29 protein-coding genes and 1 tRNA gene are annotated in these 24,974 nt (G+C 59.0%); 18 read left to right on the plus strand and 12 right to left on the minus strand.

Annotated elements, in window-relative coordinates:
* Nucleotides 1–6: 6 nt before the first annotated feature.
* From Q7L55_07455 to Q7L55_07475, 5 genes are read right to left on the minus strand one after another with little or no spacing between them, the layout of a single operon-like run.
* Nucleotides 7–936 (minus strand): NUDIX hydrolase, encoded by a 930-nt coding sequence (locus Q7L55_07455; GenBank protein ID MDO8732390.1) that lies wholly within the window; start codon nt 934–936, stop codon nt 7–9.
* Nucleotides 933–2,468, minus strand: coding sequence for a CYTH and CHAD domain-containing protein (locus Q7L55_07460; protein MDO8732391.1), 1,536 nt, complete (start codon nt 2,466–2,468; stop codon nt 933–935). Before Q7L55_07460 ends, Q7L55_07455 begins: the two co-directional genes overlap by 4 nt.
* The gene (locus Q7L55_07465) at nt 2,465–4,543 is read right to left on the minus strand and encodes an RNA degradosome polyphosphate kinase (protein ID MDO8732392.1); all 2,079 of its coding nucleotides are present in this window, start codon (nt 4,541–4,543) and stop codon (nt 2,465–2,467) included. Before Q7L55_07465 ends, Q7L55_07460 begins: the two co-directional genes overlap by 4 nt.
* 40 nt (nt 4,544–4,583) lie before the next feature.
* Nucleotides 4,584–5,519 carry a mycothiol synthase gene (mshD, locus tag Q7L55_07470; protein ID MDO8732393.1) on the minus strand — a complete coding sequence of 312 codons (936 nt, stop codon included), beginning with the start codon at nt 5,517–5,519 and terminating at the stop codon, nt 4,584–4,586.
* A gap of 2 nt (nt 5,520–5,521) precedes the next feature.
* Nucleotides 5,522–6,256 (minus strand): response regulator transcription factor, encoded by a 735-nt coding sequence (locus tag Q7L55_07475; GenBank protein MDO8732394.1) that lies wholly within the window; start codon nt 6,254–6,256, stop codon nt 5,522–5,524.
* Nucleotides 6,257–6,308: 52 nt separating this feature from the next.
* Here Q7L55_07475 and Q7L55_07480 point away from each other — a divergent pair, with 52 nt between their 5' ends.
* The 3 genes from Q7L55_07480 to Q7L55_07490 all read left to right on the plus strand — a co-directional run bounded on the left by Q7L55_07480 (nt 6,309) and on the right by Q7L55_07490 (nt 8,138).
* Nucleotides 6,309–7,109, plus strand: a complete 801-nt coding sequence (locus Q7L55_07480) for an alpha/beta fold hydrolase (protein ID MDO8732395.1) — start codon at nt 6,309–6,311, stop codon at nt 7,107–7,109.
* A complete protein-coding gene (locus Q7L55_07485; GenBank protein MDO8732396.1) occupies nt 7,097–7,588 on the plus strand; it encodes a thioredoxin family protein in 492 nt (163 codons plus the stop codon). The genes Q7L55_07480 and Q7L55_07485 overlap by 13 nt, the downstream gene beginning before the upstream one ends.
* An 85-nt stretch (nt 7,589–7,673) precedes the next feature.
* Nucleotides 7,674–8,138, plus strand: coding sequence for a DUF4395 domain-containing protein (locus Q7L55_07490; GenBank protein ID MDO8732397.1), 465 nt, complete (start codon nt 7,674–7,676; stop codon nt 8,136–8,138).
* A 1-nt stretch (nt 8,139) separates the two neighbouring features.
* Here Q7L55_07490 and Q7L55_07495 read toward each other — a convergent pair whose 3' ends face one another.
* A complete protein-coding gene (locus Q7L55_07495) occupies nt 8,140–8,514 on the minus strand; it encodes a DsrE family protein (protein ID MDO8732398.1) in 375 nt (124 codons plus the stop codon).
* A 126-nt stretch (nt 8,515–8,640) separates the two neighbouring features.
* Between Q7L55_07495 and Q7L55_07500 the strand changes: the two genes are divergently transcribed.
* From Q7L55_07500 to Q7L55_07515, 4 genes are read left to right on the plus strand one after another with little or no spacing between them, the layout of a single operon-like run.
* On the plus strand, nt 8,641–9,168 hold the full coding sequence (locus Q7L55_07500; protein MDO8732399.1) for an FABP family protein: 528 nt from the start codon (nt 8,641–8,643) through the stop codon (nt 9,166–9,168).
* Nucleotides 9,165–9,608, plus strand: coding sequence for a Fur family transcriptional regulator (locus tag Q7L55_07505; GenBank protein ID MDO8732400.1), 444 nt, complete (start codon nt 9,165–9,167; stop codon nt 9,606–9,608). Before Q7L55_07500 ends, Q7L55_07505 begins: the two co-directional genes overlap by 4 nt.
* Nucleotides 9,608–10,564 (plus strand): folate-binding protein, encoded by a 957-nt coding sequence (locus Q7L55_07510; GenBank protein MDO8732401.1) that lies wholly within the window; start codon nt 9,608–9,610, stop codon nt 10,562–10,564. Before Q7L55_07505 ends, Q7L55_07510 begins: the two co-directional genes overlap by 1 nt.
* Before the next feature lie 54 nt (nt 10,565–10,618).
* Nucleotides 10,619–10,906, plus strand: coding sequence for a DUF2516 family protein (locus Q7L55_07515; protein MDO8732402.1), 288 nt, complete (start codon nt 10,619–10,621; stop codon nt 10,904–10,906).
* Here Q7L55_07515 and Q7L55_07520 read toward each other — a convergent pair whose 3' ends face one another.
* The 4 genes from Q7L55_07520 to phoU all read right to left on the minus strand — a co-directional run bounded on the left by Q7L55_07520 (nt 10,907) and on the right by phoU (nt 14,241).
* Nucleotides 10,907–11,668: a phosphoglyceromutase gene (locus Q7L55_07520; protein MDO8732403.1), complete on the minus strand. Its 762-nt coding sequence runs from the start codon at nt 11,666–11,668 to the stop codon at nt 10,907–10,909.
* Nucleotides 11,669–11,704: 36 nt separating this feature from the next.
* Nucleotides 11,705–12,205 (minus strand): YbjN domain-containing protein, encoded by a 501-nt coding sequence (locus tag Q7L55_07525; GenBank protein ID MDO8732404.1) that lies wholly within the window; start codon nt 12,203–12,205, stop codon nt 11,705–11,707.
* The gene (mshA, locus tag Q7L55_07530) at nt 12,202–13,500 is read right to left on the minus strand and encodes a D-inositol-3-phosphate glycosyltransferase (protein ID MDO8732405.1); all 1,299 of its coding nucleotides are present in this window, start codon (nt 13,498–13,500) and stop codon (nt 12,202–12,204) included. Before mshA ends, Q7L55_07525 begins: the two co-directional genes overlap by 4 nt.
* A gap of 84 nt (nt 13,501–13,584) precedes the next feature.
* Nucleotides 13,585–14,241 (minus strand): phosphate signaling complex protein PhoU, encoded by a 657-nt coding sequence (gene phoU / locus Q7L55_07535; protein MDO8732406.1) that lies wholly within the window; start codon nt 14,239–14,241, stop codon nt 13,585–13,587.
* 194 nt (nt 14,242–14,435) lie between these two features.
* On the opposite strand from phoU, the gene Q7L55_07540 reads away from it, so the two are divergent.
* A complete protein-coding gene (locus Q7L55_07540; GenBank protein ID MDO8732407.1) occupies nt 14,436–15,563 on the plus strand; it encodes an ATP-binding protein in 1,128 nt (375 codons plus the stop codon).
* Entirely contained in the window at nt 15,560–16,240 is a 681-nt protein-coding gene (locus Q7L55_07545) for a response regulator transcription factor (protein ID MDO8732408.1), read from the plus strand. Before Q7L55_07540 ends, Q7L55_07545 begins: the two co-directional genes overlap by 4 nt.
* 8 nt (nt 16,241–16,248) lie before the next feature.
* Here Q7L55_07545 and Q7L55_07550 read toward each other — a convergent pair whose 3' ends face one another.
* A complete protein-coding gene (locus Q7L55_07550) occupies nt 16,249–16,842 on the minus strand; it encodes a hypothetical protein (GenBank protein MDO8732409.1) in 594 nt (197 codons plus the stop codon).
* A 76-nt stretch (nt 16,843–16,918) separates the two neighbouring features.
* Here Q7L55_07550 and Q7L55_07555 point away from each other — a divergent pair, with 76 nt between their 5' ends.
* The 6 genes from Q7L55_07555 (at nt 16,919) to Q7L55_07580 (ending at nt 21,518) form a co-directional block, all read left to right on the plus strand.
* Nucleotides 16,919–17,401 carry a CarD family transcriptional regulator gene (locus Q7L55_07555; protein MDO8732410.1) on the plus strand — a complete coding sequence of 161 codons (483 nt, stop codon included), beginning with the start codon at nt 16,919–16,921 and terminating at the stop codon, nt 17,399–17,401.
* Nucleotides 17,402–17,403: 2 nt separating this feature from the next.
* The gene (gene ispD / locus Q7L55_07560; protein MDO8732411.1) at nt 17,404–18,117 is read left to right on the plus strand and encodes a 2-C-methyl-D-erythritol 4-phosphate cytidylyltransferase; all 714 of its coding nucleotides are present in this window, start codon (nt 17,404–17,406) and stop codon (nt 18,115–18,117) included.
* A 13-nt stretch (nt 18,118–18,130) separates the two neighbouring features.
* Complete coding sequence (gene ispF / locus Q7L55_07565; protein MDO8732412.1) at nt 18,131–18,616, plus strand: 2-C-methyl-D-erythritol 2,4-cyclodiphosphate synthase; 486 nt, start codon at nt 18,131–18,133, stop codon at nt 18,614–18,616.
* A gap of 9 nt (nt 18,617–18,625) precedes the next feature.
* The gene (gene cysS / locus Q7L55_07570; protein ID MDO8732413.1) at nt 18,626–20,017 is read left to right on the plus strand and encodes a cysteine--tRNA ligase; all 1,392 of its coding nucleotides are present in this window, start codon (nt 18,626–18,628) and stop codon (nt 20,015–20,017) included.
* Nucleotides 20,018–20,055: 38 nt separating this feature from the next.
* A complete protein-coding gene (gene rlmB, locus Q7L55_07575; protein ID MDO8732414.1) occupies nt 20,056–21,000 on the plus strand; it encodes a 23S rRNA (guanosine(2251)-2'-O)-methyltransferase RlmB in 945 nt (314 codons plus the stop codon).
* An 80-nt stretch (nt 21,001–21,080) separates the two neighbouring features.
* The gene (locus Q7L55_07580) at nt 21,081–21,518 is read left to right on the plus strand and encodes a hypothetical protein (GenBank protein MDO8732415.1); all 438 of its coding nucleotides are present in this window, start codon (nt 21,081–21,083) and stop codon (nt 21,516–21,518) included.
* A 19-nt stretch (nt 21,519–21,537) separates the two neighbouring features.
* Here Q7L55_07580 and Q7L55_07585 read toward each other — a convergent pair.
* A tRNA-Thr gene (locus Q7L55_07585) sits at nt 21,538–21,612 on the minus strand.
* A 270-nt stretch (nt 21,613–21,882) separates the two neighbouring features.
* Between Q7L55_07585 and Q7L55_07590 the strand changes: the two genes are divergently transcribed.
* From Q7L55_07590 to Q7L55_07600, 3 genes are all read left to right on the plus strand, one after another.
* Nucleotides 21,883–22,338, plus strand: coding sequence for a hypothetical protein (locus Q7L55_07590; protein ID MDO8732416.1), 456 nt, complete (start codon nt 21,883–21,885; stop codon nt 22,336–22,338).
* A gap of 231 nt (nt 22,339–22,569) precedes the next feature.
* Entirely contained in the window at nt 22,570–24,144 is a 1,575-nt protein-coding gene (locus Q7L55_07595) for a DEAD/DEAH box helicase (protein ID MDO8732417.1), read from the plus strand.
* Nucleotides 24,145–24,193: 49 nt separating this feature from the next.
* Nucleotides 24,194–24,961: a CPBP family intramembrane metalloprotease gene (locus Q7L55_07600; protein ID MDO8732418.1), complete on the plus strand. Its 768-nt coding sequence runs from the start codon at nt 24,194–24,196 to the stop codon at nt 24,959–24,961.
* Nucleotides 24,962–24,974 lie beyond the last annotated feature (13 nt).

Below are 24,974 nucleotides of genomic sequence, written 5' to 3' on the forward strand. Positions count from 1 at the left end.
GCGCCGCTACTCGTTGAGTTCGTGCCTTTCGATACTCACCAAGCGCGGAGTGCCGTCAGGTGCGAAGGCACGATGCAACACGATGAATGCTCCTGGTTGCATTTTCGGATCCCATGCCGGTCGGCTCGCATCCTCGCCCATCGCCTCGGCAATGGTCTCCAAAATCGTTGGCAGCACTGGACGATGTGAGCAAATCACCATGGCGTGATGCTGACTCACAAGATCGCGCATTCGGGCAGCCGTCTTCTTGGGATTGGATTCAAAGTTCTCTTCGCTCAGCGCCGATTCGGAGATGACGGGAACCTGCGCGTATTTGGCGAACTTCTTCACGCTTTGCATGCATCGCTCGGAATCTGAGGAATGCACGGCAATCACTCCGTAAGCGTCCAGCAGTGGAACCAATGCCTTGGCCTGACTGCGGCCCTTGCCGCTTACCGGCCGTTGATGGTCGTTCTTGCCCTTGAAGTCAGCTCTCTTAGCCGCTTGTGCATGCCGCAGAATAATCAGCGGAACGGTCACCGGCAAGGTTGCTGCTTGCTCGACCAGATAAGCGTCGTGCTCGTAGGAGAGTAATTGCCTTGCTTGCGCAACTGGCATCCAGCGAATCTCGTCTACCTCATCGTCGGGCAGGAACTCCTCTTCGCTTTCAACCCGGGCGGCCCAATAGTCGACCATCTTGGGTACGCCAAGTGCTTGGTATTCCTGAGTCGGCAGTCGAGGCCCGAGCACTGCTTGCACTCCGGTCTCCTCGTCGCATTCGCGAATGGCAGCTGCGATGACGTGCTCGCCAATGTCGATCTTGCCCTTGGGCAGTGACCAATCGCTGCGATGGGGGCGATGAACAATCAAGGTCTCGTATCGACCCTGCACCCCGCGCAGTAGCACCACTCCTGCAGCGCGAACTGGGGCCTGGCTTTCCTCGTCGCTGGAACTCATACGAGGCCAGAATCTCGAGCGGCCTTCTTGGCGCCGCTCCATGCCTCAGCAAACTTCAAGCGACCCTCGTATTCAGCTTCCACTTCAAGTGCGTGCAACAGTCCAAGCGCAAAGCCGGTCTGTCCGTCTGTCTCAGAACTCTGAGCGAGTTCCTGAAGGAAGTGCTGTGCGACGAATGCATCCTGATGATCACCGAGCAGTTCAGTAATCTCGGCGAGCGCTTTTGAAAAGCGGCGCCTGTCGCCGCTGGGGAACACGGGGAGCACCGCATCGAGGGCATAGCGTGCGCGCTTGGCTTTGATCCGCGCGCGGTGCCACTCGCCAGGCGGCCCTTGGAGTTCAAGGCGCTTGCAGGATTTCGCCAAAGATTTCCAGGCCTTTTCGACCAGTGGCGGCAGCACTTCCTCGCAGGCTTGGTACGCCTCATCCAGGATTCGTGGAGTCCGCGCGGCTTCGACGAGATCCTCGATGAGATGAGCGTGCCGGTCACTGCGCAAGGCAGCCATTGCGCCTGACCGAGCGCCGTCCAGCCGTCGGTCAAGAGCAGTCCGCACGGCCGTGACGGCCAGTTCCGATTGAGGCTCGGGCAGAAGTGAACTGTGCGCGATGAGTCGTGCCTCTAGCACTTCACTGTCGCGGATGATGCCCATTTCAGTTGCGAGCCAGGCCAGTTCGTCTTCAAGAGCAACTGCCCACTCATGTTCAAGCAAGGGATCGAAGGTGCGCAGGATGCTGCGAAGGCGCCGGCCGGCGACGCGCACCTGATGCACGGCATCGGGAAGTTCGCGTCGTACGGCGACATCGGCAAAGATCAGATTTCGCACGTGACCTGCAATGGTGGAACGGATGGCATCGGCCGCGATGCCAGTTCGCGGAGGCATAGGCAGTTCTGGCACATCGGCAGGCGCGGAGGCCCGAGGTCCCAGCGCCGCAGCGGCCTTGCTCATCGTTCCAGGAACGGCGCCAGCGACCAGGAGTGCTGAACTCAGACGATCCATGGCTTCAAGAGCTGCTGGATTGTCGTTGTCGAGCAGTTCAATCTCGAGCTCACGAAAAATTGCCAGTGGGGTGCCGGCTTGATCAACCACTGTGACCGTGTCATCGACGATCTCTACGAGCGCGGTTGCGTCGGCACTGCTGACAATGTGCGCAGTGCGCTGGGTGCGCAGTTCTACTACTGGCTGCAATTCCTGCGCGCGGACGAGAGGGCTGATGATGTCAGCGAGTTCAGCGGGAACATGCCCAATGGCTCCGGAGTCCAGCGGCGTCTGCAATTCATCGCGCACCCAGTCGCCTTCGCCGAATACCGGCAACTTCAGATGCCATCCCTGGTCGGCGCCGCCCTCGCGTCGGCGCAGAGTCACCTGCCAACGAAACAAAGTGAGATCCACTGTGTCGTGGTAGACGGCGGTCATTGCAACAGTGGGATGCGTTTCGATTTGATCAACGACCGAAGAAAGATCCGGCCAGACAAACATCGCGTGGACTCGGAACTTGCGTTCAATCTCGCGATGGCTCGTGGGTGCGCTCACGACAAACCTGAATGACGTGTGCGCGCCATCAATGTCTCCTGATAATCAGGCAGAAGGCTGCCGTCTTCGGCGTGGACCTTGCGCGTCCAGACCCCTTCAACAGAGAGGTTCCAGACGCAGAAGTCCCCACCCATCGCCATGTCGAAGAGCTCATTGACCCACGCAATCTGGGTTGTATCGACAAGTCGGACCAAGGTCTCGACGCGTCGATCCAGATTGCGATGCATCATGTCTGCGGACCCAATCCACACCTCGCGATTGCCAGCATTCTCAAAGCAGTACGCCCGCGAATGCTCAAGGAAGCGTCCCAGAATGCTGACAACGCGGATGGTTTCGCTGAGTCCGGGCACCCCCGGTCGCAGAGCACAGATTCCGCGAACCCACACATCGATAGGGACGCCGGCTTGCGAAGCCCGGTAGAGCGCATCGATCACCGGCTCGTCCACAAGGGCGTTGCACTTGAAGCGAATGCCAGAAGCCATGCCGGCTTCATGGTTGTCGATCTCGCGCTCGATGCGTTCGACCAAGCCGATGCGCACTGAATGCGGGGCAACGAGCAGTCGCGCATATTCGGTGTTCATGGAATACCCCGAGAGCACGTTGAACAGATTGCCAACGTCCTCACCCACCTCTGCGGAGCAGGTCAGCAGTCCCATGTCCTCGTAGAGTCGAGCTGTCTTGGGGTGGTAATTGCCTGTGCCCAGATGGCAGTAACGACGCAATTGGTCGCCGTCATTTCGGACGACCATCGAGGCCTTGCAGTGCGTCTTGAGTCCGACGAGTCCGTAGACCACGTGCACTCCGGCCTCTTCAAGTTTGCGGCTCCAGTCGATGTTGTTCTGTTCATCGAAGCGAGCCTTGATCTCGACGATTGCGAGTACCTGCTTACCATTCTCGGCAGCCGTGATCAACGCGTCGATGATGGGTGAATCACCCGAAGTGCGGTACAGGGTCTGCTTGATCGCCAATACATGCGGATCGATGGCAGCCTGTTCCAAGAAGAGTTGCACGCTTGTGCTGAACGAGTCGTATGGATGATGCAGCAGAACATCGCGCTCACGAACGACTGCAAAGATGTCGGGTGCTTTCGAGGTCTCGACCTCAGACAGGGAGCGCGAAGTGTGCGAGACGTACACCGCCTGCTTGAGATCGGGACGATCAAGCCCGGCGAACGCCCAAAGCCCAGTTAGATCAAGGGGCCCTGGGATTCGGAAGACCTCACTTTCGGTGATGTCCAGTTCGCTGGTAAGCAGTTCGAGCACGTACGGATCAATGGAAGCTTCGACCTCCAGGCGCACTGGGGGACCGAATCGACGTCGCATTAGTTCACGTTCGAGCGCGAGCAGAAGGTTCTCGGCGTCGTCTTCTTCTACCTCAACATCCTCATTTCGTGTGACGCGGAAGCTGTGGTGTTGCAGAACCTGCATGCCTGGGAAGAGTTCGCTCAAGCGCGAGGCGATGACATCTTCCAACGGAACAAAGCGTTGGGAGCCCAGCGGAACAAAGCGCGGCAGAGAAGGTGGCACCTTCACACGTGCGAAGAGTTCGTTGCCAGTAATCGGATTGCGCACAACGACTGCGAGATTGAGCGAAAGCCCGCTGATGTAGGGAAAGGGATGCGAGGGATCAACCGCGAGGGGAGTGAGCACGGGAAACACCTGAGCGTGGAAGAACTCGTCGAGCGAGGATCGTTCACTTTGAGTCAGTTGCTCGTAGCGCAGCAATTCAATGCCGTTGGCGGCTAGGCCGGGGAGTACCTCTCCTTGGAAAACCTGTGCGTGTTCACGTTGAAGTGAATGTGCTCGATTCCAGATCGATTCGAGAACTTCCTTCGGGTTCTTGCCACTTGCCGAGCGAACCGCGATGCCGGTGGCGATGCGTCGCTTCAGGCCGGCAACGCGCACCATGAAGAACTCGTCGAGGTTGCTCGCGAAGATTGCAAGAAACTTCGCTCGCTCCAAGATCGGCAGATTCTGGTCTTCGGCAAGTTCGAGCACTCGTTGATTGAATGAGAGCCAAGAGAGCTCGCGATCAAGAAAGCGCTCGACGGGCAAAGTCTCGGATGAACTTGTCACGACGGCATAGTTCCATAAGAAGATGAACAAGCCGTAGGCATTAGATGTCCGATTGGTAGCGGTACATGACGTCGACATCCCAGTGCGCGAAGCCCATATTCTCGTAAAGAGTGATAGCGGCTTCGTTTGTTGCGTCGACGTAAAGCATGCTCTGCACAAGTCCGCGCGAGCGCATGTGATGCAGTCCAGCCAGAGTGAGGGCGCGTCCCAGGCCCTTGCCCTGCAGGGTGGGATCAACACCGACGACGTAGACCTCGCCGATGGCGTCGTGCACGTGGCCATGGTGGTCAGATTCGATGGATCCATGCACTTTGGTCCAGTGAAAGCCGAGCATTCGGCCAGAAGCCTTGTCGGCCGCGATCAGAAATCCGGGCACTGAAAACCACGGCTCGGCCATGCGTCGATGCAGATCTTCAATGGTCCAGTCGCCTTGCTCCATATGGCCGGCGAAGGCCAGAGAGTTGACCTTGACCCACTCCTCGTCATCAACACCAGGAATGAAGGTGCGCAGGATGACGTCGTCTGGGAATACGGCTTGGGGAAGAGGGGCCAGCAGTGAGCGCCGCATCTGCCACAGAGTGCGCAAATGCCGAAAGCCAAGACTGATGGCCCATTTGCCAGCATCGGCCTGCTCGCCATGGGCCCACAACCGAAGCTTGCCCTTCGGAGTTGCGGCCAGAATCTCCGTGATGAGTTCGCGGCCTAACTCCTCATTGCGCGCCTGGGGAGCGACGGCGATTTCAGCGCTTGGACCTTCGACTTCATCAGTGATGTCCAGATGCGCATAACCCACGAGTTCCTCCTGCTGCCAAAGCAGGAAATGGCGACCTTTGTCATCGCCGCCGTTGCGAAGGTGAAGGAGCACATGCTCGGAGACCGGCGACAGGCCATCAAAGTCTGTGACCTTTTCAATAAGCGCGACTGCGAGGTCGATCTGCGGCTGGTCAAGCCGAGTGGTGATTTCCAGGCCCTTCACGCCTACTGCAGCCTGACTTCGAGGATCTCTTCTTCAAGCACGGCCATCGAGGCATTGTCAAGATGCTGTGGCACGAATCGATAGCCGACGTTGCGCACTGTTCCGATCAGAGCCTCGTTCTCGATGCCGAGCTTGGCGCGCAGCCGACGAACATGGACGTCAACGGTGCGAGTACCACCGAAGTAGTCGTAGCCCCAAACCTCCTGCAGCAGCAAAGCTCGCGTGAAGACTCGGCCTGGATGTTGAGCCAGAAACTTCAGAAGCTCGAATTCCTTGAAGGTCAGATCAAGTGCACGTCCACGCAGTTTCGCGGTATACGTGCCTTCGTCAATCATGAGCTCGCCGCTGCGGATCTCTTCGGAGCTTGCAGAATTCGGATCGATTTCTGGAGTCCGACGGGAAGCAGCAAGTCGCAAGCGTGCTTCGACTTCTGCTGGCGAGGCGGTGTCAAGGAGCACCTCGTCCATGCCCCAATCCCATTGAACGGCGGCGAGGCCGCCTTCAGTTGTGACGAGAACAAGTGGGGCCTGCACGCCCGTCTGCTGCAAGAGACGAGTCAGACCACGAACCGCCGGGAGATCGCGCCGACCGTCGACGAGCAGAACGTCGCATTCGGGGGCGTTCAGCAGGGCTGTGGGTTCGGCCGGCAGGGTGCGCACTTGGTGAGTGAGCAGCATCAGTGCCGGGAGGACTTCGGCGGAGGATTCGAGGGCACGGGTGAGCAGCACGATTCGCATCTGCTGCACCTCCTAGGCCTTACGCGCCTGTGACTAGAGCGACAATGGTCCCATGAGACCAGTCCGTCAAACCACGCTGGTCGCCACAGACGGGGTCGAGCTCACAGTTAGGCAGCTCTACGGGGCAGGGGGAGCGGCGTTTGTCGTCGTCCATGGATTCAATGGCAGTGGGCTCGATGAGCAGGTCCAGGCCATTGTCGAGCGCTTGGCCGGCTTCGGGGACGTCATCACCGTTGACTTGCGGGGGCACGGGGCTTCACAGGGGCAATCGACCGTTGGGCGGCTCGAAGTCCTGGATGTTGACGCGGCTGTTCGCTGGGCCCGGGACTTGGGCTATGCCAAGGTCGTCACCGTTGGCTTCTCCCTGGGAGCCGCAGTGGCGATCCGGCAGGCGGGGCTGGCGATCAGCCCGGCTCAAGCCTCCGACGGCGATCCTGACGTCTTCAGCCCCCCTGACGTGGTCATTGCCGTCAGCGGCCCGGCCTTTTGGTACTACCGCGGCACTCGGGTGATGCGATTGGTCCATTGGCTCATCGAGACGCCTACGGGGCGCCGGGTGTTGCACGCCAAGGGCACGCGCGTTGCGCCAGAGAAATGGCCAGTGGACGGTCCCATTGAACCCGTGGCAGCCGCGGGAATGCTCGGAGCCACGCCTCTGTTGGTCATTCACGGAACCGCAGACAGGTATTTCCCCTTGGAGCACCCCAAAGCCCTTCATCGGGCGGCGCTTGAAGGTGGCAATGCCGATACTGAGCTCTGGGTCCTGGATGGCTTCGGACATGCTGAGGCAGCCATGGATCTGGAAACGATCGACGAGTTAGCGAGATGGGGGTTAGCGCGATGCGCGGAGTAGTCCTCATTCTTGTTGTGCTGATCGCGGCGAGCGCTTTTGGCCTGTGGCGTCGGCAGACCGACGGTCAGATGAAATCAGTCGCGCCCTCGACGCAGGCACCCATCCCGGTGGCTGACGACGATCCTGAAGTCGATGTCACCACGGCCTCGGCTGCCGAGCACGGGGGTGAGCAGTTGACATCCGACCTCTTGGGCGCCGAACTGGGCTCGGAAGCAACCCTCGTGCAGTTCTCAACTGCCTTTTGTCAGCCTTGCCGTGCCACTCGACGCATTCTGGATGAAGTCGCCAACATGGTCTCGGGAACCGTGCATATAGAGATTGACGCCGAGGCCCATCTGGATCTCGTTCGCAAACTCGATGTCCGTCGCACTCCGACAGTGCTCGTGCTTGATTCGCGCGGTGTCATCTCCAAGAGGGCAGTCGGGCTGCCTCGCAAAGCCGACGTGATCGCTGCACTCGGCCAAGTCATCCAGTCATAACCTGCAAATGACTCGCACGCGCTTGGCACTTGCAATGACCGTTGGCGACCTTGTTCCAACTCTTAGAGGGGATTAGCCTCACACCATGTCTCAGCCTGTTGATTGCGATCCGCGCGTCGAAGTTGATGTGCGCGGCCCCCGCTTTGCCGCTGCTGTCACCACCGTGGTGCTCGCGGTCATATTGGTTACCTTGGATTCGCCTGTCGGTGCAACTTTGCTCGTGGTTCAAGCTGCAGTGTTCGGCTTGGGCGCATTTGTTGGCTTGCGCGCCCAGCCCTACGGCATGTTCTTTCGTGCCTTTGTGCAGCCGCGTTTGGACCCGGTAACTGAATTCGAAGACGCGGCACCGCCGCGCTTTGCCGCGCTCGTGGGCTTCATCTTCACTGCGGTCGCGTTGCTTGGCCTCATCACTGGCGTAACCGTGATCGCTTACGTGGCCGTAGCCATGGCCTTGGGGGCGGCATTCTTGAATGCGGCCTTCGCCTTCTGTCTGGGCTGCGAGATGTACTTGATCGGCCGCCGGATCTTCGAGCGACCAGTAGCAGTCTGAGTCAGTAGACCAGCGCCTGCGAGCCAGTCGTGAGAATCTCTTCGACGAAACTCGCTGCGCCAGCAATGCGAATACCGGCAAGGACATCTTCCGAAGCAATGTTGCGGCGCTGTGCGCACTGAGAGCACAAGGTCACTGATCCAGTGGCAATGATTGCCGCAAGAAGATCTTCTAGCGGTGCAGCGTGAGGCAGGCTGAACTCTGCAGCCTTTCCTGGCAAGGCAAGCCAAGCGGCTTCGCCAGCGAGCCAAAGACTTACGCGTGAACCGGAAGCTGCAGCGATCGCAGCAACATTGAACGCTTGCGCGCAGCGCTCAGGATCGTCAATACCAGCTACAACTTTGACGACCAAAGGTCTCAAGGAATTCGCAGTCATGGAAGGTAGGCTTCCGTACATGCTTGAAATCGTCTACACAGGTGCCGTCGTCGTCGCTCTCGCGCTTCTTGGTGTCGGCTTGTGGCGTGGCGCCTTTCGTCTGTTCATGAGTCAGAGCTGAGCTCGGTGGGAGCAAGCGCCTACCCGACAGAACTGTCTGCGCTGTCCTGGCTGATTGGGCGTTGGGTTGGTGTTGGCACCGGTCAGTACCCCACGATCGAAGATTTCCGATTCGGGCAGGAACTCGCATTCAGCACAGACGGGCGACCCTTCCTCACCTATACCTCGCGCAGCTGGCTGTTGGATGAGGACGGCAATCGGGTGAAGCCACTGGCGGCGGAGTCAGGCTTCCTTCGGCCTGGGCCGGGTAACACCGTAGAAATGCAGCTTTCCCATTCGACTGGCTATTCGGAGATTTGGTACGGAAAAATTGAGGTGACCGGCATCGAGCAGGCCCAGATCACCGGCGCTCGAGCAGAGTTGCGCACTGATCTGGTTGCCCGCACGGAAAGCGCGAAGGAGTATGTCGAAGGGCATCGGCTCTACGGGCTGGTTGACGGACGCTTACTCTGGACCTTTGACATGTCGGCAATGGGTCAACCGTCGAGCAATCACCTCGCGGCAACCTTGCACCCGATTGAGGAGAGTCTGTGAACAGCGACTGGGATCAACGCCTGCGCGAACATGGATTCCGCATCACCCCCCAGCGCCAATTGGTGCTTGAGGCCGTAGAACGCCTGCGCCATGGCACTCCTGAAGAAATCTTGGTCGAGGTCCAGCGCACGGCATCGGGAGTGAATCTTTCGACGGTGTACCGGACCCTGGAAGTCCTGGAAGATGTCGGCTTGGTGACGCACGCTCATATTGGCCATGGCGCACCGACCTATCACGCTGTTGACGATGAACTGCACATCCATTTGGTATGCGATACCTGTGGACGAGTCTCGAGCGCTCCGGGTGAGATTGCGAAGATCTTCGTCGAGCAGTTGCGTTCCGATCACGCCTTTGTCACCGACATCTCGCATATGGCCATACATGGCGAGTGCGAATCCTGCTTCGGTGTGCTTGGCGAGGACTTGCTGCGGAGTCGCTGATGTCGATCTTGCCGCCAGAAAGCATCGTGGATCAGGGAATCGCCTGGCACTACGGCGATCCGTTCGGAGAGCAACGCCAGTTGCTCCAGGGCATCGGCATAGTTGACCTCAGCAATCGCGGAGTGCTGACGGTTACCGGTGTTGATCGGCTCACCTGGCTCAATGACCTCACCACGCAACTCGTCAACAGCCTCCCTGCGGGACAGAGTGCGCTTGCACTCATTCTGAGCCCAAATGGGCACGTTGAATATGAGATGCATTTGGTTGACGACGGCCTGACCACCTGGATCATCACTCAACCTGGGCAGGCAGCAGGCCTGCTGACCTACTTGGATTCGATGCGCTTCATGCTTCGAGTTGACTTAGCAGATGTCAGCGAAAGTCACGCGGTGGTGTACGAGCCAAGGCATTCAACTGACCCACGGCACCCCTCCTGGCTCGTTCCTGAGCACTTTGCGCAGCGCGGCTTGGCCGGACGTGAAGTCGTGCTTGAGCGACAGGAACTTGCGGAGCGTTTGAGTGCTGCGCCTCAAGCCGGCACCTGGGCACTGGAGGCCCTTCGAGTGGCGGCTGGCATGCCTCGCATGAATGCCGAAACTGACCATCGAACGATTCCAAATGAGGTCGATTGGCTCGGATCCGCCGTGCATATGAACAAGGGTTGCTATCGGGGGCAGGAGACGGTTGCCAAGGTCTACAACCTTGGCCAGCCACCGCGTCGACTGGCGCTCATTCACCTGGATGGCTCTTCTGAAGAATTGCCTGCTCATGGGGACGTGATCTCAGCAGGCGAGAAGACAGTGGGATGGATTGGCACCGCCGCTCGTCATTTTGAAAGTGGCAGCATCGCGCTGGCGGTGCTCAAGAGAAATGTAGCTCCGAATGCTGCGCTGCTTGTCGAGCACAATGGCGAGCTCATTTCGGCTGTTGAAGATCCAGCTCCAACAGGATGGTGAACTCTCCGCTGATCCCATAGCGGCATTGCGACGCGCATCAGTTACCTTGAGCCGATGTTCTATCAGGTGCAGAATCTCGTGCTGATCGTCTTGTGGGTCCTATTTCTCATCATCAAAGTATTTGCATTCATCGACTGCATTAGGCGACCCGCCCAAGCATTCACAGCCGTGAGCCGACAGAGCAAGTTGCTGTGGCTCATTCTTACGGGGGTTTCTGCGCTGGCTGGCCTCGTCGTGCAAGACCCACTATCGATCTTCGGTATCGCCGGGCTGGTGGCCTCACTCGTTTATCTCTTTGACGTACGGCCACGCATCATCGAGTTGTTTGCCAACCGCTGGTAGCTACTTCTTACCTTGCGCTGCAACTGCAGCGGCAGCGGTGGCCGCAGCCTCAGGATCCAAGTAGTCGCCGCCGGTTTTCAGTGGTTTGAGATCTTCATCCAGGCGATACACCAAGGGAATTCCAGTTGGAATGTTGAGACTGGCGATGTCAGCATCTGAAATGCCGTCCAAATGCTTGACGAGTGCGCGCAATGAATTGCCATGGGCGGCAACCAGCACGGTTCGCCCGCTGCGCAGTCCCTCTTGGACGATGACATCCTGCCAATACGGCACTAGTCGAGTGACGACGTCAGCGAGACATTCAGTTGCGGGTCGCGCTTCTGGCGGCAGAGTTGAGTAGCGAGTGTCATAAGTCTGTGCGAACTCACTGCCGGCATCTATGGGTGGCGGTGGCGTGTCATAGGAACGACGCCAGAGCATGAACTGGTCTTCGCCGTATTGCTCGAGTGTCTGCGCCTTGTCCTTGCCTTGCAGCGCTCCGTAGTGACGTTCGTTCAGTCGCCAGTTGCGAAAGACCGGAATCCAATGTCGATCGCACACATCCAAGGCAATCTGTGAGGTCTTGATAGCTCGCTTCAGGAGCGAGGTGTAGACGAGGTCGGGGAGAAGGCCGGCGTCGCGCAACATCTCGCCGCTTCGGACTGCCTCGCCAAGGCCCTTCTCGTTGAGATCCACGTCCACCCAGCCGGTGAACAGATTCTTCGCATTCCATTCGCTCTCGCCGTGGCGAAGCAGAATGAGGGTGTACGGAGCTTGGCCCATGGTCATGGCAGCATTTTGCCGGTCTCCCGGCGCACTTCACGCATCGGGATGTTCGAGCAGGTGCCGGAAAGCTTCGAGGTTGATCGTGGACTCGCCACGAGAGATGCGCCAATCCCATTCGCGCTGCATGGCACCAAGAAAGCCCATTTCCAAAATTGGGTTGAAGGATTCGTCGGAATATTCCAGAACCGCACCGAGAAGCCGATCCACTTCTTCATCGTCGATGGAGCGCAGTGAGACACGGCCTGTGAGGTAGATGTCGCCGAAGTGATCGATCGAGAATGCCACGCCATACATCCGTCGGTTGCGCTCGAGCAACCATTCGTGAACTCCGGCGAAGTTCTCCTCAGGGCACCGTGCGACGAAGGCGCTGACCGTCACTGAGTGCTGGCCAATCGTCAAAGCGACATTCGTCTTGAGCTTCTTGACTCCAGGCAAAGTGACGACAAGGGTCGGTCCAGCGATCTCTTCGAACTCGATCTCATTCGCGTTCAGATACGCACGAATGACTCCAGCGACCGACTGCGGTGTGCTCACTGTGCGACGCGCGTTGCCTGAAGCTCGAACTCTTCCATCGCTCGTGTGTAGGAAGTGATGAGTCCACTCGCGGTGGACTCCCAGCCGAACCGAGAGGCGTGGACACGGCTGCTCGCACGAAATTCAGCCATCGTCTTGGGATCTGTGAGCAGTTCGGACAGCACTCTCGCGTATTCATCGGCATTGTGCCCGGTGATCAGAACGCCGCTGGAACCGTCGGACACCGAGGTGCGAAGCCCACCCACCGCTGCAGCAACTACGGGAGTGCCGCATGCCTGAGATTCGATCGCGACGAGTCCGAATGACTCCGAATACGAAGGCACGACAGTGAGGTCGGCGGCGCGATACCAGTCAGCAAGGGTCGCGCGATCCGTTGGCGGCTCGAATCGAACCAGATCGCTGATGTTGAGCTCGTTTGCCAAATCGAGCAGCGCTGTGGGTCGGTCCAGACCAGATCCTGAAGGACCGCCGGCGATGACGATCAGCAGTCGCGATCGAAGTGCTGGGTCGGCTGCCAGCATCGCTGCAGCGGCACGAAGCAGCACGTCGGGAGCCTTCAAAGGCTGGATGCGTCCGACGAAGAGCAGCACCTTGGCCTTTGCTTGCACACCGAGTCGAGCCCGCGATTCTTCCTGGTTGCCTGGCGAGAACAGTTCAAGATCGACTCCCGGATGCACGACATCCACCCGAGTTGGATTTGCTCCGTAAAGTCCAATGAGCTGGCGTGCCTCGTCATTTGTATTGGCAATCAAGCGAGTTGCCGCACCGACGACCTGCTCTTCTCCGATAAGGCGACCGGCAGGCTCGGGGAGGTCACCGATAGCCAGATCGGCATTCTTGACCTTCGCCATGGTGTGCATTGAGTGCACGAGCGGCACTCCCCAGCGCTCTGACGCCAACCAGCCGACCTGTCCGGACAGCCAGTAGTGCGAGTGGATGAGGTCGAACCAGCCCTCCGGGCGTGCGGCTTCGGCTCGCAGGACACCCGATGTCACGGCGCAGAGTTGACCCGGAAGGTCCTCCTTGCGCAAACCCTCAAAGGGACCGGCTGTGACGTGTCGAACCAGAATCCCTGGAGCAAATTCGACTACTGGCTCAATGTCGGAGGAAGTGGCGCGAGTGAATATCTCGACCGCGACCCCAGCGTTTGCCAACTGTTTTGCCGTTTCCAGGACGTACACATTCATGCCGCCGGCATCACCGGTGCCGGGTTGATCCAAGGGAGAGGTGTGAATCGACAGGAGAGCCACTCTCTTGGGCAAGCGGGTGGAGGCCCGCAACTGCCGCACTGTCATTCGTAACTCCCTGAGTAAGTTCGAAGGGCAGCCTGACACATCACCGCAGACCTGACAAATGGTTTGGGCAGACCCGATAGGGGGCTATTGGGTGAGCGAGACGCCCACGTACGGCTCGCCAGTCACGATCGTGATCAGGCGACGGGTCACCGAGACCGCATGATCTGCGTAGCGCTCGTAGTAGCGAGAAAGCAGAGTGATGTCGATCGCTGCCTCGATACCGCTTTCCCACGATGGGGAGAGCACAACCCGAAATAGCTCTCGGTGCAGCCGGTCGACTTCTTCGTCGTGTGCAGCGATATCGGTGGCAAGGGACAGGTCCTTGGTGGCGATGACCTGACCGGTTTTGGTCACAATCGCCTGAGCCAGATCCCCCATCTCTTCAAAAGTTACGCGTAGATCCGCAGGTACGACGGGGTTGGGAAAGCGCATCCGGGCTTGCTTGGCTACGTGTGAGGCCAGATCGCCCATGCGCTCTAGTGAGGCGGCGATTCGAAGGGATCCAATGAGGATGCGAAGGTCGCGAGCAGTGGGCTGCTGAGCAGAAATCAGGTCTACGCAACGCTCTTCGATATCGGCTGTGAGGATGTCGATGCGTTCGTCTTGAGCAATGACTGACTGGGCCAGATCGTTATCGGAGTTCAGGAGGGCTCTCGTAGCGCTGAACATGGCCAAACCGACCAGAGTCGCGACCTCAACGAGTTCTGCGTTGACTGCCTCGATATCGCTTGCGTATGCCATGGGCTGGTTTGCCCCCCTTCGCGGTGGAGCATACGCACCCATAGTTGGAGTTTGCCCGAGTTCTATGACCAAAGGGTGAACGGGGATTGTCAGGCAGGTGAACGCCTTGCCCCTTGGGTGAACCCTGAGCAAATGCTTCGCATTTCAGGCTCTAGAGATTTCGCCTCGTGCGGAGCCGTCCCTATCCTTCAATTGTGGCTCGCCGTCTTGTTCGTCCTGTGGATGCCAATGGGCTACCTCTTGACACGCGCGAAATCCCTGATGAGGTAGCAAGAATTCTGGCCGTTCTCCCGTCGGCCTCAATAGTTGTTGATGCTCAAGGCGAGATCTTGCGGGCGAGTGCTCGAAGCGTCGCCCTTGGTTTGGTGAATCGAAATGCCATCACTATTGGCGAGATTGCTCGATTGGTGGCCAAGGTTGCCAACGATGGGGAACCTCGAGAGCAGGAGATGCGCGTTCGCCGACCGCCGCTGGGTCGGGAATTGCTGGAGCTTCGCGTCAGGGTCGCTGACCTTGGAACTGGCGGCATCCTCGTGTTGATTGATGACCTTGCCGAAGAGCGACGCGTTGACGCTGTGCGACGCGACTTTGTCGCCAACATCAGTCATGAGTTGAAGACCCCCGTGGGCGCTCTGGCGATCTTGGCCGAGGCCGTTCAGTCAGCCAGTGAGGATCCGGTTCAGGTCCGGCACTTTGCAGAGCGCATGCAATTGGAGGCCACTCGGCTTGGTCACCTGGTGCAAGATGTCATCGATCTTTCTCGATTGCAGGGCGACGATCCCCTCGAGCACTCTGAGGTCGTCGACGTCGATGAACTTGTGAAGCGCTCGCTTGAAGACGTGCGGACGATCGCCTCGGATCGCGAAATCGATCTGGTGATCGGTCCAGACTCCAACGCACTTGTGTACGCCGATATCGGTCAGCTGCAAACGGCCGTTCGCAATCTCCTGGTGAACGCGATCGCCTATTCCTCCGATGGCACCAGCGTGGCTGTGAGCGCTCGACAGGTCGACTCGATCGTTGAAATCATGATCAAGGACCAAGGCATCGGCATCCCGGCAAATGATCTCGATCGCATCTTTGAACGCTTCTATCGCGTTGATCCCGCGCGTTCGCGCGTGACAGGTGGAACAGGTCTTGGCCTGGCGATCGTCAAGCACGTCTGCCTAAACCATGGCGGTGAGTGCACCGTGTGGTCCGAGGTCGGAGTGGGTTCGACTTTCACTCTTCGCCTGCCTACGTATCGCCTTGAGACCGAGGCCGAGTTCGACGGCCTCAATATTGTCGAATTGCCGACAGCGGATGGAGCCACGAACTCATGACGAAGGTCCTGATTGTAGAGGATGAAGAGTCGTTCTCCGAAGCTCTTTCGTTCATGCTCAAGCGCGAGGGCTATGAAGTCGAGGTGGCTGGCGACGGGCACAAGGCCCTCGAACTTTTCGATCGCAATGGAGCCGATCTGCTGCTGCTCGATTTGATGTTGCCTGGAATTTCGGGCACCGAAGTGTGCAAGCACATTCGCCAGAAGTCAGCAGTACCGATCATCATGCTGACGGCTAAAGATGGCGAGGTTGACAAGGTTGTCGGTCTAGAACTTGGCGCCGACGACTACATCACCAAGCCCTTCTCATCGCGTGAACTCTTGGCTCGTATCCGCGCGGTACTCCGGCGGCACGGTGATGTGGACGATCTCTTGCCCTCGATTATCGAAGAAGGGCCGATCCGCATCGATGTCGATCGGCACATCGTGACGGTCCGAGGTGCTTCGGTAGCGATGCCCCTCAAGGAGTTCGATCTCCTGGAGTTTCTGATCCGCAATGCTGGTCGTGTGCTGACGCGAACTCAACTGATTGATCGAATCTGGGGCGCTGACTACGTCGGTGATACCAAGACCCTCGATGTCCACGTGAAGCGTCTGCGCTCAAAGATCGAGGTCGATCCAGCTCATCCCACGCATCTGTTGACGGTGCGCGGACTTGGGTACAAGTACGAGGGCTAGGTCAAGCTTCAGTTCGTAGTGCTTGCTGGCGCGGAACTCGGGCCTTCCATGAGCGAAGGCTCGGGAATCGCCGCGGGAGTAACTGCGAGCGGCACGATCCCTGAGTACAGGCCAACTGATGGCACTGTCAGAACCTCGATTGTGGTGTTGCCAGCATTTTGGAAGTTGAAGCGCACAGGCACGTAGCTACTCGTCGGGGCGCTCAAGCCACTGACGGGCACCTTGATCTGAGCATCGACATATCCGAACGGGGTGCTGCTGCCAGACGTCAGTTCGCCAAAGGCTGGTGCTGGCGTCACCGTCTTCCCGTCGACTTCGATGCCGTTGAGTGCGTCTGAAGTGACGCCGACATTCACGATCGTGCCGATCAGCATTGAGTCTGAGCCGGCTTCGCCGGTGACCAGGGTTGCGTTGAGGATCTTGATGTCGCCGATTTGGGTCTGGGTTCCATCGCCCGTGTTCATCGTGGCCTGCATGCTCGTCGTGGAGTTTATGCCGTTGAAGCAGCCACTAAGGGCAGGCACAGCGACAATGGCCAGCAAACTCAGGGCGATCGTGCTGCGGCGGACAAGGGGGCGGTGGCGCGTATATGTGTTCGTCACAGGATGCAGAGTAGCGACCAGGAATTCGGCTGTCTTCGCGTGGTAGTCTTAGTGGTCTCGAAAGGGGTTTAACTCAATGGCTTTCAATGTCGGCGACACCGTCGTCTACCCGCATCATGGGGCTGCAGTAATCGAAGCCATGGAGATTCGAACCGTAAAAGGTGAGAATCGCGAGTATCTCGTCCTCCGCGTGGCTCAAGGTGATCTCACGGTCCGGGTGCCTTCTGACAACGTCGATCTCGTAGGAGTTCGTGACGTCGTCAACCAAGAAGGTCTTGACCGCGTCTTCAATGTTCTGCGCCAGCCATACACCGAAGAGCCGACCAACTGGTCGCGTCGGTACAAGGCAAATCTCGAGAAGCTTGCCTCTGGCGATGTCATCAAGGTTGCTGAGGTTGTTCGTGATCTTTGGCGTCGTGAGCGCGAGCGAGGTCTCTCGGCTGGTGAAAAGCGGATGCTCGCCAAGGCACGCCAGATCCTGGTCAGTGAACTGGCTCTAGCGGAGAAGACCAACGAGGTTAAGGCTGAGGCCATCCTCGATGAGGTCCTCGCCTCGTAGACGTGGCTGTCCTGGGGCGCACTGCCGCTCTGGTGCCCGCTGCCGGGCGCGGTGAGCGTCTGGGTGCCGGCGTTCCCAAGGCTTTGCGTTTGATCGGTGGCACTCCCATGCTTGTGCACGCTGTGCATGCCTTGGCGGCGTCCCGAGCTGTTGACTTGGTTATCGTCGCTGCGCCTGAATCTGAAGTTGACGAGGTTCGTGCACTCTTAGCGGAGCAACCCGGAACCGCAGAAGTCATCGTGGTTACAGGTGGAGCCACTCGGCAAGAATCTGTTGCCCGGGCGCTGCTCACCTTGCCGGCAGACGTCGACGTCGTCCTTGTGCACGACGCTGCTCGCCCACTCGTTCCCAGCGAGATGGTGGGTGCTGTGGTCGCTGAAGTTCGGCGCGGTCACGACGCTGTCATTCCGGCCCTGCCAGTAACTGACACGATCAAGCGGGTTGATGCGGCCGAGAACGTGATCGGTACACCCGATCGCAGTGAGTTGCGAGCAATTCAGACCCCGCAGGGCTTCGTGCGCTCAGTCTTGCAAGCGGCGCACGCAAGAGCCGACGACAATTCGGCAACCGATGATGCATCTCTCGTTGAGCAGCAAGGCATCACCGTGCACGTGATTGCGGGTCATGAAGAAGCCTTCAAGGTCACCCGCCCGCTCGATCTGGTGCTCGCTGAAGCGGTGCTGGCAAAGCGAAGGGCTGCGCGTGCCATCGGATAACTCGGCGCTCCAAATGCCACGCGTTGGCATGGGTGTTGACGTGCACGCTTTTGCAGACGGACGCCCAATGTGGATGGCCGGATTGTTCTGGCCTGAGGAAACGGGCCTGGCAGGTCATTCAGATGCTGATGTTGCGTCGCACGCCCTGTGCGATGCACTCTTGTCTGCTGCCGGACTTGGCGATCTCGGTTCGGTCTTCGGAACGGATGATCCGCAATGGAGCGGTGCCTCAGGGATTGCGATGCTCAAGCATGCCGCGGCGCTGGTTCGTGCGTCGGGTGCGCAGATCGCCAATGCCTCGGTGCAGGTTGTTGGCAACAAGCCTCGCGTCAGTAGCCGGCGTCAAGAAGCAGAGGCAGTGTTATCAGCTGCGGTGGGAGCTCCGGTCAGTGTTTCCGGCACCACTACCGATGGCCTTGGTCTGACCGGGCGCGGCGAAGGCGTTGCCGCGATTGCTGTTGCCCTTGTGTTGCCAGCACCAGCCGCGCCTGATCGGTAACCTGCGCCCGTGGCAATTCAATTTCATGACACAGCTACGCGCAGTGTGCGCGAATTTGTGCCCCTCGAGCCGAACAAGGTAGGCATCTACCTTTGTGGTGCCACTGTTCAGGCTCCGCCGCATGTGGGCCATATCCGCAGCGGCGTTGCCTTCGACATCCTGCGCCGCTGGCTGATGGCTCGTGGATTCGACGTCACCTTCGTCCGCAACATCACCGACATTGATGACAAGATCATCAATAACGGCAGGGCGGCAGGGACTCCCTACTGGTCGATCGCCATGGTCAACGAGCGCGCATTTGCCGACGCCTATTCGGTGCTGGGTTGCCTGCCTCCTTCGTATGAGCCGCGCGCAACCGGTCACATCACAGAGATGGTGACGATGATGCAGCGACTCATCAATGCAGGCCATGCCTACGAACTCAATGGCGACGTCTACTTCGATGTGCAGTCCTTTGCCGACTACGGCCAACTCAGTGGTCAACGTCCCGACGAGATGGTTGCCTCGATCGATTCTGAAGCCAAGGGCAAACGCGACGCTCGCGATTTCGCGATGTGGAAGTCCGCCAAGCCTGGCGAGCCCTCTTGGCCCACACCTTGGGGAGAAGGTCGACCCGGATGGCATATCGAGTGTTCAGCAATGGCTGGCAAATATTTAGGTCCGCAATTTGATATCCACGCAGGCGGGCTTGATCTGATCTTCCCGCACCACGAAAATGAAATTGCGCAGTCACAGGCCGCCGGTGACGCGTTCGCCAACTACTGGCTGCACAACGCCTGGGTCACGACTGCTGGCGAAAAGATGAGCAAGTCGCTCGGTAATTCGCTGCTGGTCTCAGAAGTCATCAAGCGGGTGCGACCCATTGACCTGCGCTACTACCTTGCGTCTGTTCATTACCGCTCGATGCTCGAGTACTCAGATGCTTCAGTTCAGGAAGCTGGCCAAGCCTTCCGGCGGATCGAAGGATTCCTGGCTCGCTCTCGAGATCAGCTCGGCGATGAGGCGTCAACCCTCGCGCCCTCGCGTCCGGCTGAATTCGACTGGGCGATGGATGACGACTTATCAGTCGCCCAAGCCTGCGCGGTCTTGCACGACACTGTCCGAATTGGCAACGCGGCCATCGCAGAGGGCGATCGCGCGCTTGTGTCTACCACGTATGCGCACGTCATCGGCATGCTTGATGTGCTTGGACTGAATCCTGCGACTTGGCCAGGTGAAGCCGGTTCGACTGAGTTGACGACGGTGATTGGTGGCCTCATCACGGCTTTGCTCGATCAGCGGCAGGAGGCTCGGGCGCGCAAGGACTTTGCCGCTGCCGATGCGATTCGCGACGGGCTGGATGCTCTGGGGATTCAGATAGAGGACACTCCTCAGGGTGCTCGATGGAGCCTTGAGCACTGAGTCTTGACGAATACTTCTATAGCAAGGGGCAACACACCATGGCTGGGAACTCACAGCGTCGCGGGGCAATGCGCACGCCCGGAAGCAAGAAGGGCGCGAGCGTTGGCTCCGGCGGTCAACGCCGTAAGCAGTTGAAGGGCAAGGGCCCAACTCCTAAAGCTATTGAGCGTCCGTACCACGCTGCTGCCAAGCGGCAGCGCGCCGCTGAGCGCACTGATGATCGCGCTCCTCGCACCAATGTGCGTCGACCGGCAAAGCGCGAAGACGCGAGCATGCTAATGGGGCGCAACTCCGTTGTAGAAGGCTTGCGTGCAGCCGTGCCGGGCAAATGCCTCTATATGCAAACCCGGGTCGAGGCCGATGACCGTTGGCGTGAATCTCTGCGCCGCGCGATCGCCGCAAACATCCCGGTGCTCGAAGTGACCAAGCTCGAACTGGACCGCATGACTGACGGCGGTGTGCACCAAGGTTTGGTGCTGACCGTGCCCGCCTATGAGTACGCCAACGTCGAAGAACTAACCGACAGCACATTGCTCGTTGCCTTGGATGGGGTGACTGATCCCCGCAACCTCGGTGCAGTTGCTCGATCGGCAGCTGCCTTTGGAGCCGGCGGAATCGTCGTTCCGGCTCGTCGCTCCGCTGGGGTTACTGCTGGTGCCTGGAAGACCTCGGCAGGTGCTCTTTCCCGAGTGCCAGTTGCCCAAGTCACCAACCTCACTCGATCGCTGAAGTCCTTGCAGGAGGACGGTTTTACCGTGGTTGGCCTCGCTGCTGATGCCGAGCACACTCTCGCTGAACTCCCAGCACGCGTTCTGTCTGAGCCGGTTGTGATCGTCATCGGCTCAGAGGGCAAGGGCCTGTCCAGACTCGTCGCAGAAACTTGCGATTGGAAGGTGCGAATCGAAATGACCAAGGGCAATGAGTCGCTCAACGCCTCGGTTGCAGCAGGCATTGCCTTGCATGCAGTGAGCAGCGCTCGATAGGCGAATGAGCCGCTGAAAAAGTCGAAGTCTGGCTACAGTCATGGCATGCCGTGCCCTCGGTCCTCGAGCGAAGGAATCACATGAATTTCAAGTTCGCAGTACTTGTGTCAGGTATCGGACTCGTTGTCAGCCTCGGCCTTGCCGGATGTTCCAATAGTGATTCCAGCGCCGATGTCACGACGAGCCCATCCCCTTCGACGTCAGTCATAGGCGGAATGACCGAATGCACGCAAGCAGCCATTGAGCCAACATTGCTGGCCGAACTCAAGGGCGATTCGCAACTCATGGATTTCAGTCACCTGATGTGTGGCGATGGCTGGGCCACGGTGAATGGACTCATTGGCGATGGCAAGCAGGGCGCGCCTACTGCATTTATTTTCGAGCAGGAGGGGCAGTTCTGGATTCCGAAGCAAGCTGCCGACGTCTGCGGAACTATCAACTACAAGACGGATCCAGTTGCCTACCCCAAAGACGCTTTGGTGCCCGAGGCGCTATTCGAGAGCGCCTGCCTGACCTGAAAAGGCCAGTGAGGGGCTTTGGGGCCCCCGGTCAGGATTGAACTGACGACCTACCGCTTACAAGGCGGTTGCTCTACCACTGAGCTACAGGGGCGCGGGCCTCTGAGTGAGAGGGGCGCGGCGCCAAGTGTAGGAGTCCCGAATATGGTCAAAAATGCACCCACTCCGCCCCTAGTCAATGGGGAGGATGGGTCATACTGGTTGAGAGATCCAAAGCGGGCACGACCGACACATCACGATTTGGCCACTTCTGGGAAATTGTCTGTGAATCCTTCCCACTTTGTGGTTTCGTGTATATATTCGCGCGACAAGGCGTAAGAACAACGGCTGGCGAGTTCCTCGCCTGCCAACAACCGGAGGAATCATGAAGAAGAGTGTTCTCGGCATCACCGCAGCCGGACTGATCGCAGGCACGGCCCTTATCGGTGCACCTGCACAGGCCGCAACATCGAACGTCACCGTCCAGGTGAAGCTCGTCGACTCCTCACTGCTCGCTAGTGACGGCGTGCCAGCATCAAAGACCGCTTGCGTCACCGAGGATGGCCCCGCAGCAGGCGCCACCCTCAAGACCCCGATCGTGTTCAAGGACAAGTCCGGCAAGGCCATCGCCACCGGCGCGATCACCAAGGTCAGCCTTAACTACGTCGGCGGCGACTTCGCTGGCTTCTTCACCTGCACCCTCAGCGGTGTTGTGAAGGTCGACACAGCCAAGGCCAAGTCAGTCACTGTTGGCAAGACCAAGCCTGTCAAGATCAATGGCGGCCTCATCGCCAGCAACAAGGGCTTCGTCAAGATCGAGCTCTCAGCAATCGATCAGTAGCTAGAACTGTTCAAATCCCCCACCAGCTGCAGCGGCCGGTGGGGGATTTGTCTTTTCTTGAGGCGATTTCGCGATCCGAGCGAAGTCCCGTACCGTAACGGGGTCATCAGCCGATGACTGGGAGCTTTTTAGCTCACGTGCGAGTCTTGATACCCACGCGACCAACTGTCGCCATTCGAGACACGCGAATTCGTCTCGAATGAGAGTTGTGTTGCTGTGCCGTCTGCACCTTTGTCCGAATCCCCTTCATTCACCGATCTCGGTGTAGCCCCGCAGTTTGCGGAGGCTCTCGGTCGGCAAGGGATTCTCGAGCCCTTTGCAATCCAGATCGCCACGATTCCTGATGCCATCGCTCGTCGCGATGTGCTGGCTCGCGCCCAGACCGGATCAGGCAAGACCTTGGCCTTCGGCCTTGCTGCCTTGACTCGTTTGCTGGGCACCACCGCGAAGCCGCGTCAGCCACTGAGCCTGATTCTCGTTCCCACCCGTGAGCTCGCAATGCAGGTCAGCGACACCCTTCGCCCAATAGCGGAGGCTGGCGGCCTGCGCCAGCGGTTGATCGCCGGTGGCATGCCGTACAACAAGCAACTCGAAGCACTTGATCGTGGTGTGCACATGCTCATCGCAACACCGGGTCGCCTGATGGATCTTGCAGAGCGCGGATCAGTGGATCTCAGCAGTGTGGAAATCACGGTGCTCGACGAGGCAGATCAGATGGCAGATATGGGCTTCATGCCAATCGTTCGCGAAATCCTCGACCTCACCAAGCCGGGCAGCCAGCGCCTGCTGTTCAGCGCAACTCTCGATGGTGACGTTGATGTCATCCGCAAGGCGTACATGAACAACCCCGTTACACATTCACTTGCTCCCGCCTCTGCGTCTGTTGAGACGATGGATCACCACGTGATGCTCGTCCACCCGATGGACAAGGAACTCATCACTGCACAGATTGGTGCCCGAGATGGCCGCACGATTTTCTTCGTGCGTACCCAAGCTGGGGTTGATCGTCTCGCAGCACATATGACCTCTCAAGGCATCGCGACCGGTGCTCTCCACGGTGGCAAGACTCAGGCTGTTCGCACGCGAACCCTTGAAGCCTTCCGCAATGGCCTCACCCCCGCACTTGTTGCAACGGACGTTGCTGCACGAGGTATTCACGTTGATGGCATCTCGCTGGTTGTTCACGTAGATGCACCGCGAGACCCCAAGGACTATCTGCACCGCGCCGGCCGCACCGCTCGCGCAGGCGAGTCGGGCACGGTCGTGACTCTGGCAGCTCCTAAGCAGCAGCGCACTATCTCTTCTCTGACCAGCCGCGCTGGTGTGGATCCGGTAGTGAAGCGCGTTCGTCCGCTCGATGCCCACCTGGTTGAGGTCACAGGCGCTCGTGAGCCTTCCGGCACTCCATGGTTCCCACCGCGTGAAGCTCCTGCGCGCTCAAAGTCCGGATCTCGATGGGGCGCTCAGGGTGGTCGTTCCGACAAGCCTCGATACGGGGACAAGCCCCGTCGCTTCGAAGATCGTCCGGCCCGTGATGATCGTGCGCCTCGCACGGATCGTTACCGTGATGATCGGCCTCAGCAGTCGGCTGCGCCGCGTGCGGATCGTTATCGTGATGATCGTGCGCCGCGTGCGGATCGTTATCGCGATGATCGGCCTCAGCAGTCGGCTGCTCCGCGCTCAGATCGCCGTACCGACAAGCCACGTCATTCCTCGCGCCCGACCGCAAGCGCAGGTCGTCCGCACAAGGCAAGTGCCCCCGGCAAGCGCGGTGGCGCTCCTACGGCTCAGCGCAAGACTCGCTGAACCTAGACTCCGGTGAGCGGGGGATCCCTGCGCATTCACTGGAGCCTTGATGATCAATTGGGTCGTGCCCGAACAGGTTTCGGGTTTGGCTATCTGGCCGTTGGTTGTTGTGCTGGCCTTGCTCGTTTTTCTCAACATTGTCAACAATCGAGTTGCTCCGCAGACCCAATATTTGCTGTGGGCATTTGGCTGTGCGGTCGTGCTGATTGCGATTGGTCTGCTCGACGGCTGTTCCTGGACCGATATGGGCCTAGGACGCCTGTATCTGTTGAGCGGAGTCTTTTGGGGCGGGCTCTGCATCGTCTTGATTGCGCTCGTCTACTTCATAGGCTCGCTCATGCGGCGGACGCGAACTGCCTTCCATGATGAACGCATGTCCGGACTCAGCGCATCGGGCGTGCTCTTCCAGGCGCTCGTGGAAGTGCCACTCGGAACGGTGCTGCTTGAAGAGATTGCATTTCGCTCAGTGCTGTTTGCGATGCTCGCGCGCAGGTTTGGCTTGATTTGGGCGATTGTCCTGTCGTGCATTGCATTCGGCTTGTGGCATGTGTTGCCATCGATTGGCACTCACGAGCAGAATCCAGCACTCGGTTCGGTCGTGGGTGAAGGTCGTCGAGGCAATGTGCTCGCCGTGCTGTTCAGCGTGGTGGGCACCGCCCTCTCCGCAGTGGTCTTCATCTTTCTGCGACTTCTGTCTGGCAGCGTGCTGGCACCCATGGGCTTGCATTGGGGAACCAATGGACTGGGATATGCATTCAGTTGGGTGCTCATTCGGCTCAGGGATCGAGGAGCCAGTCGTCTGCCGCCAGCTGCTTGATCTCCACTAGCGT

The organism is Actinomycetota bacterium (genome assembly GCA_030650795.1).
In the GTDB taxonomy this organism is placed as follows: domain Bacteria; phylum Actinomycetota; class Actinomycetes; order S36-B12; family S36-B12; genus UBA11398.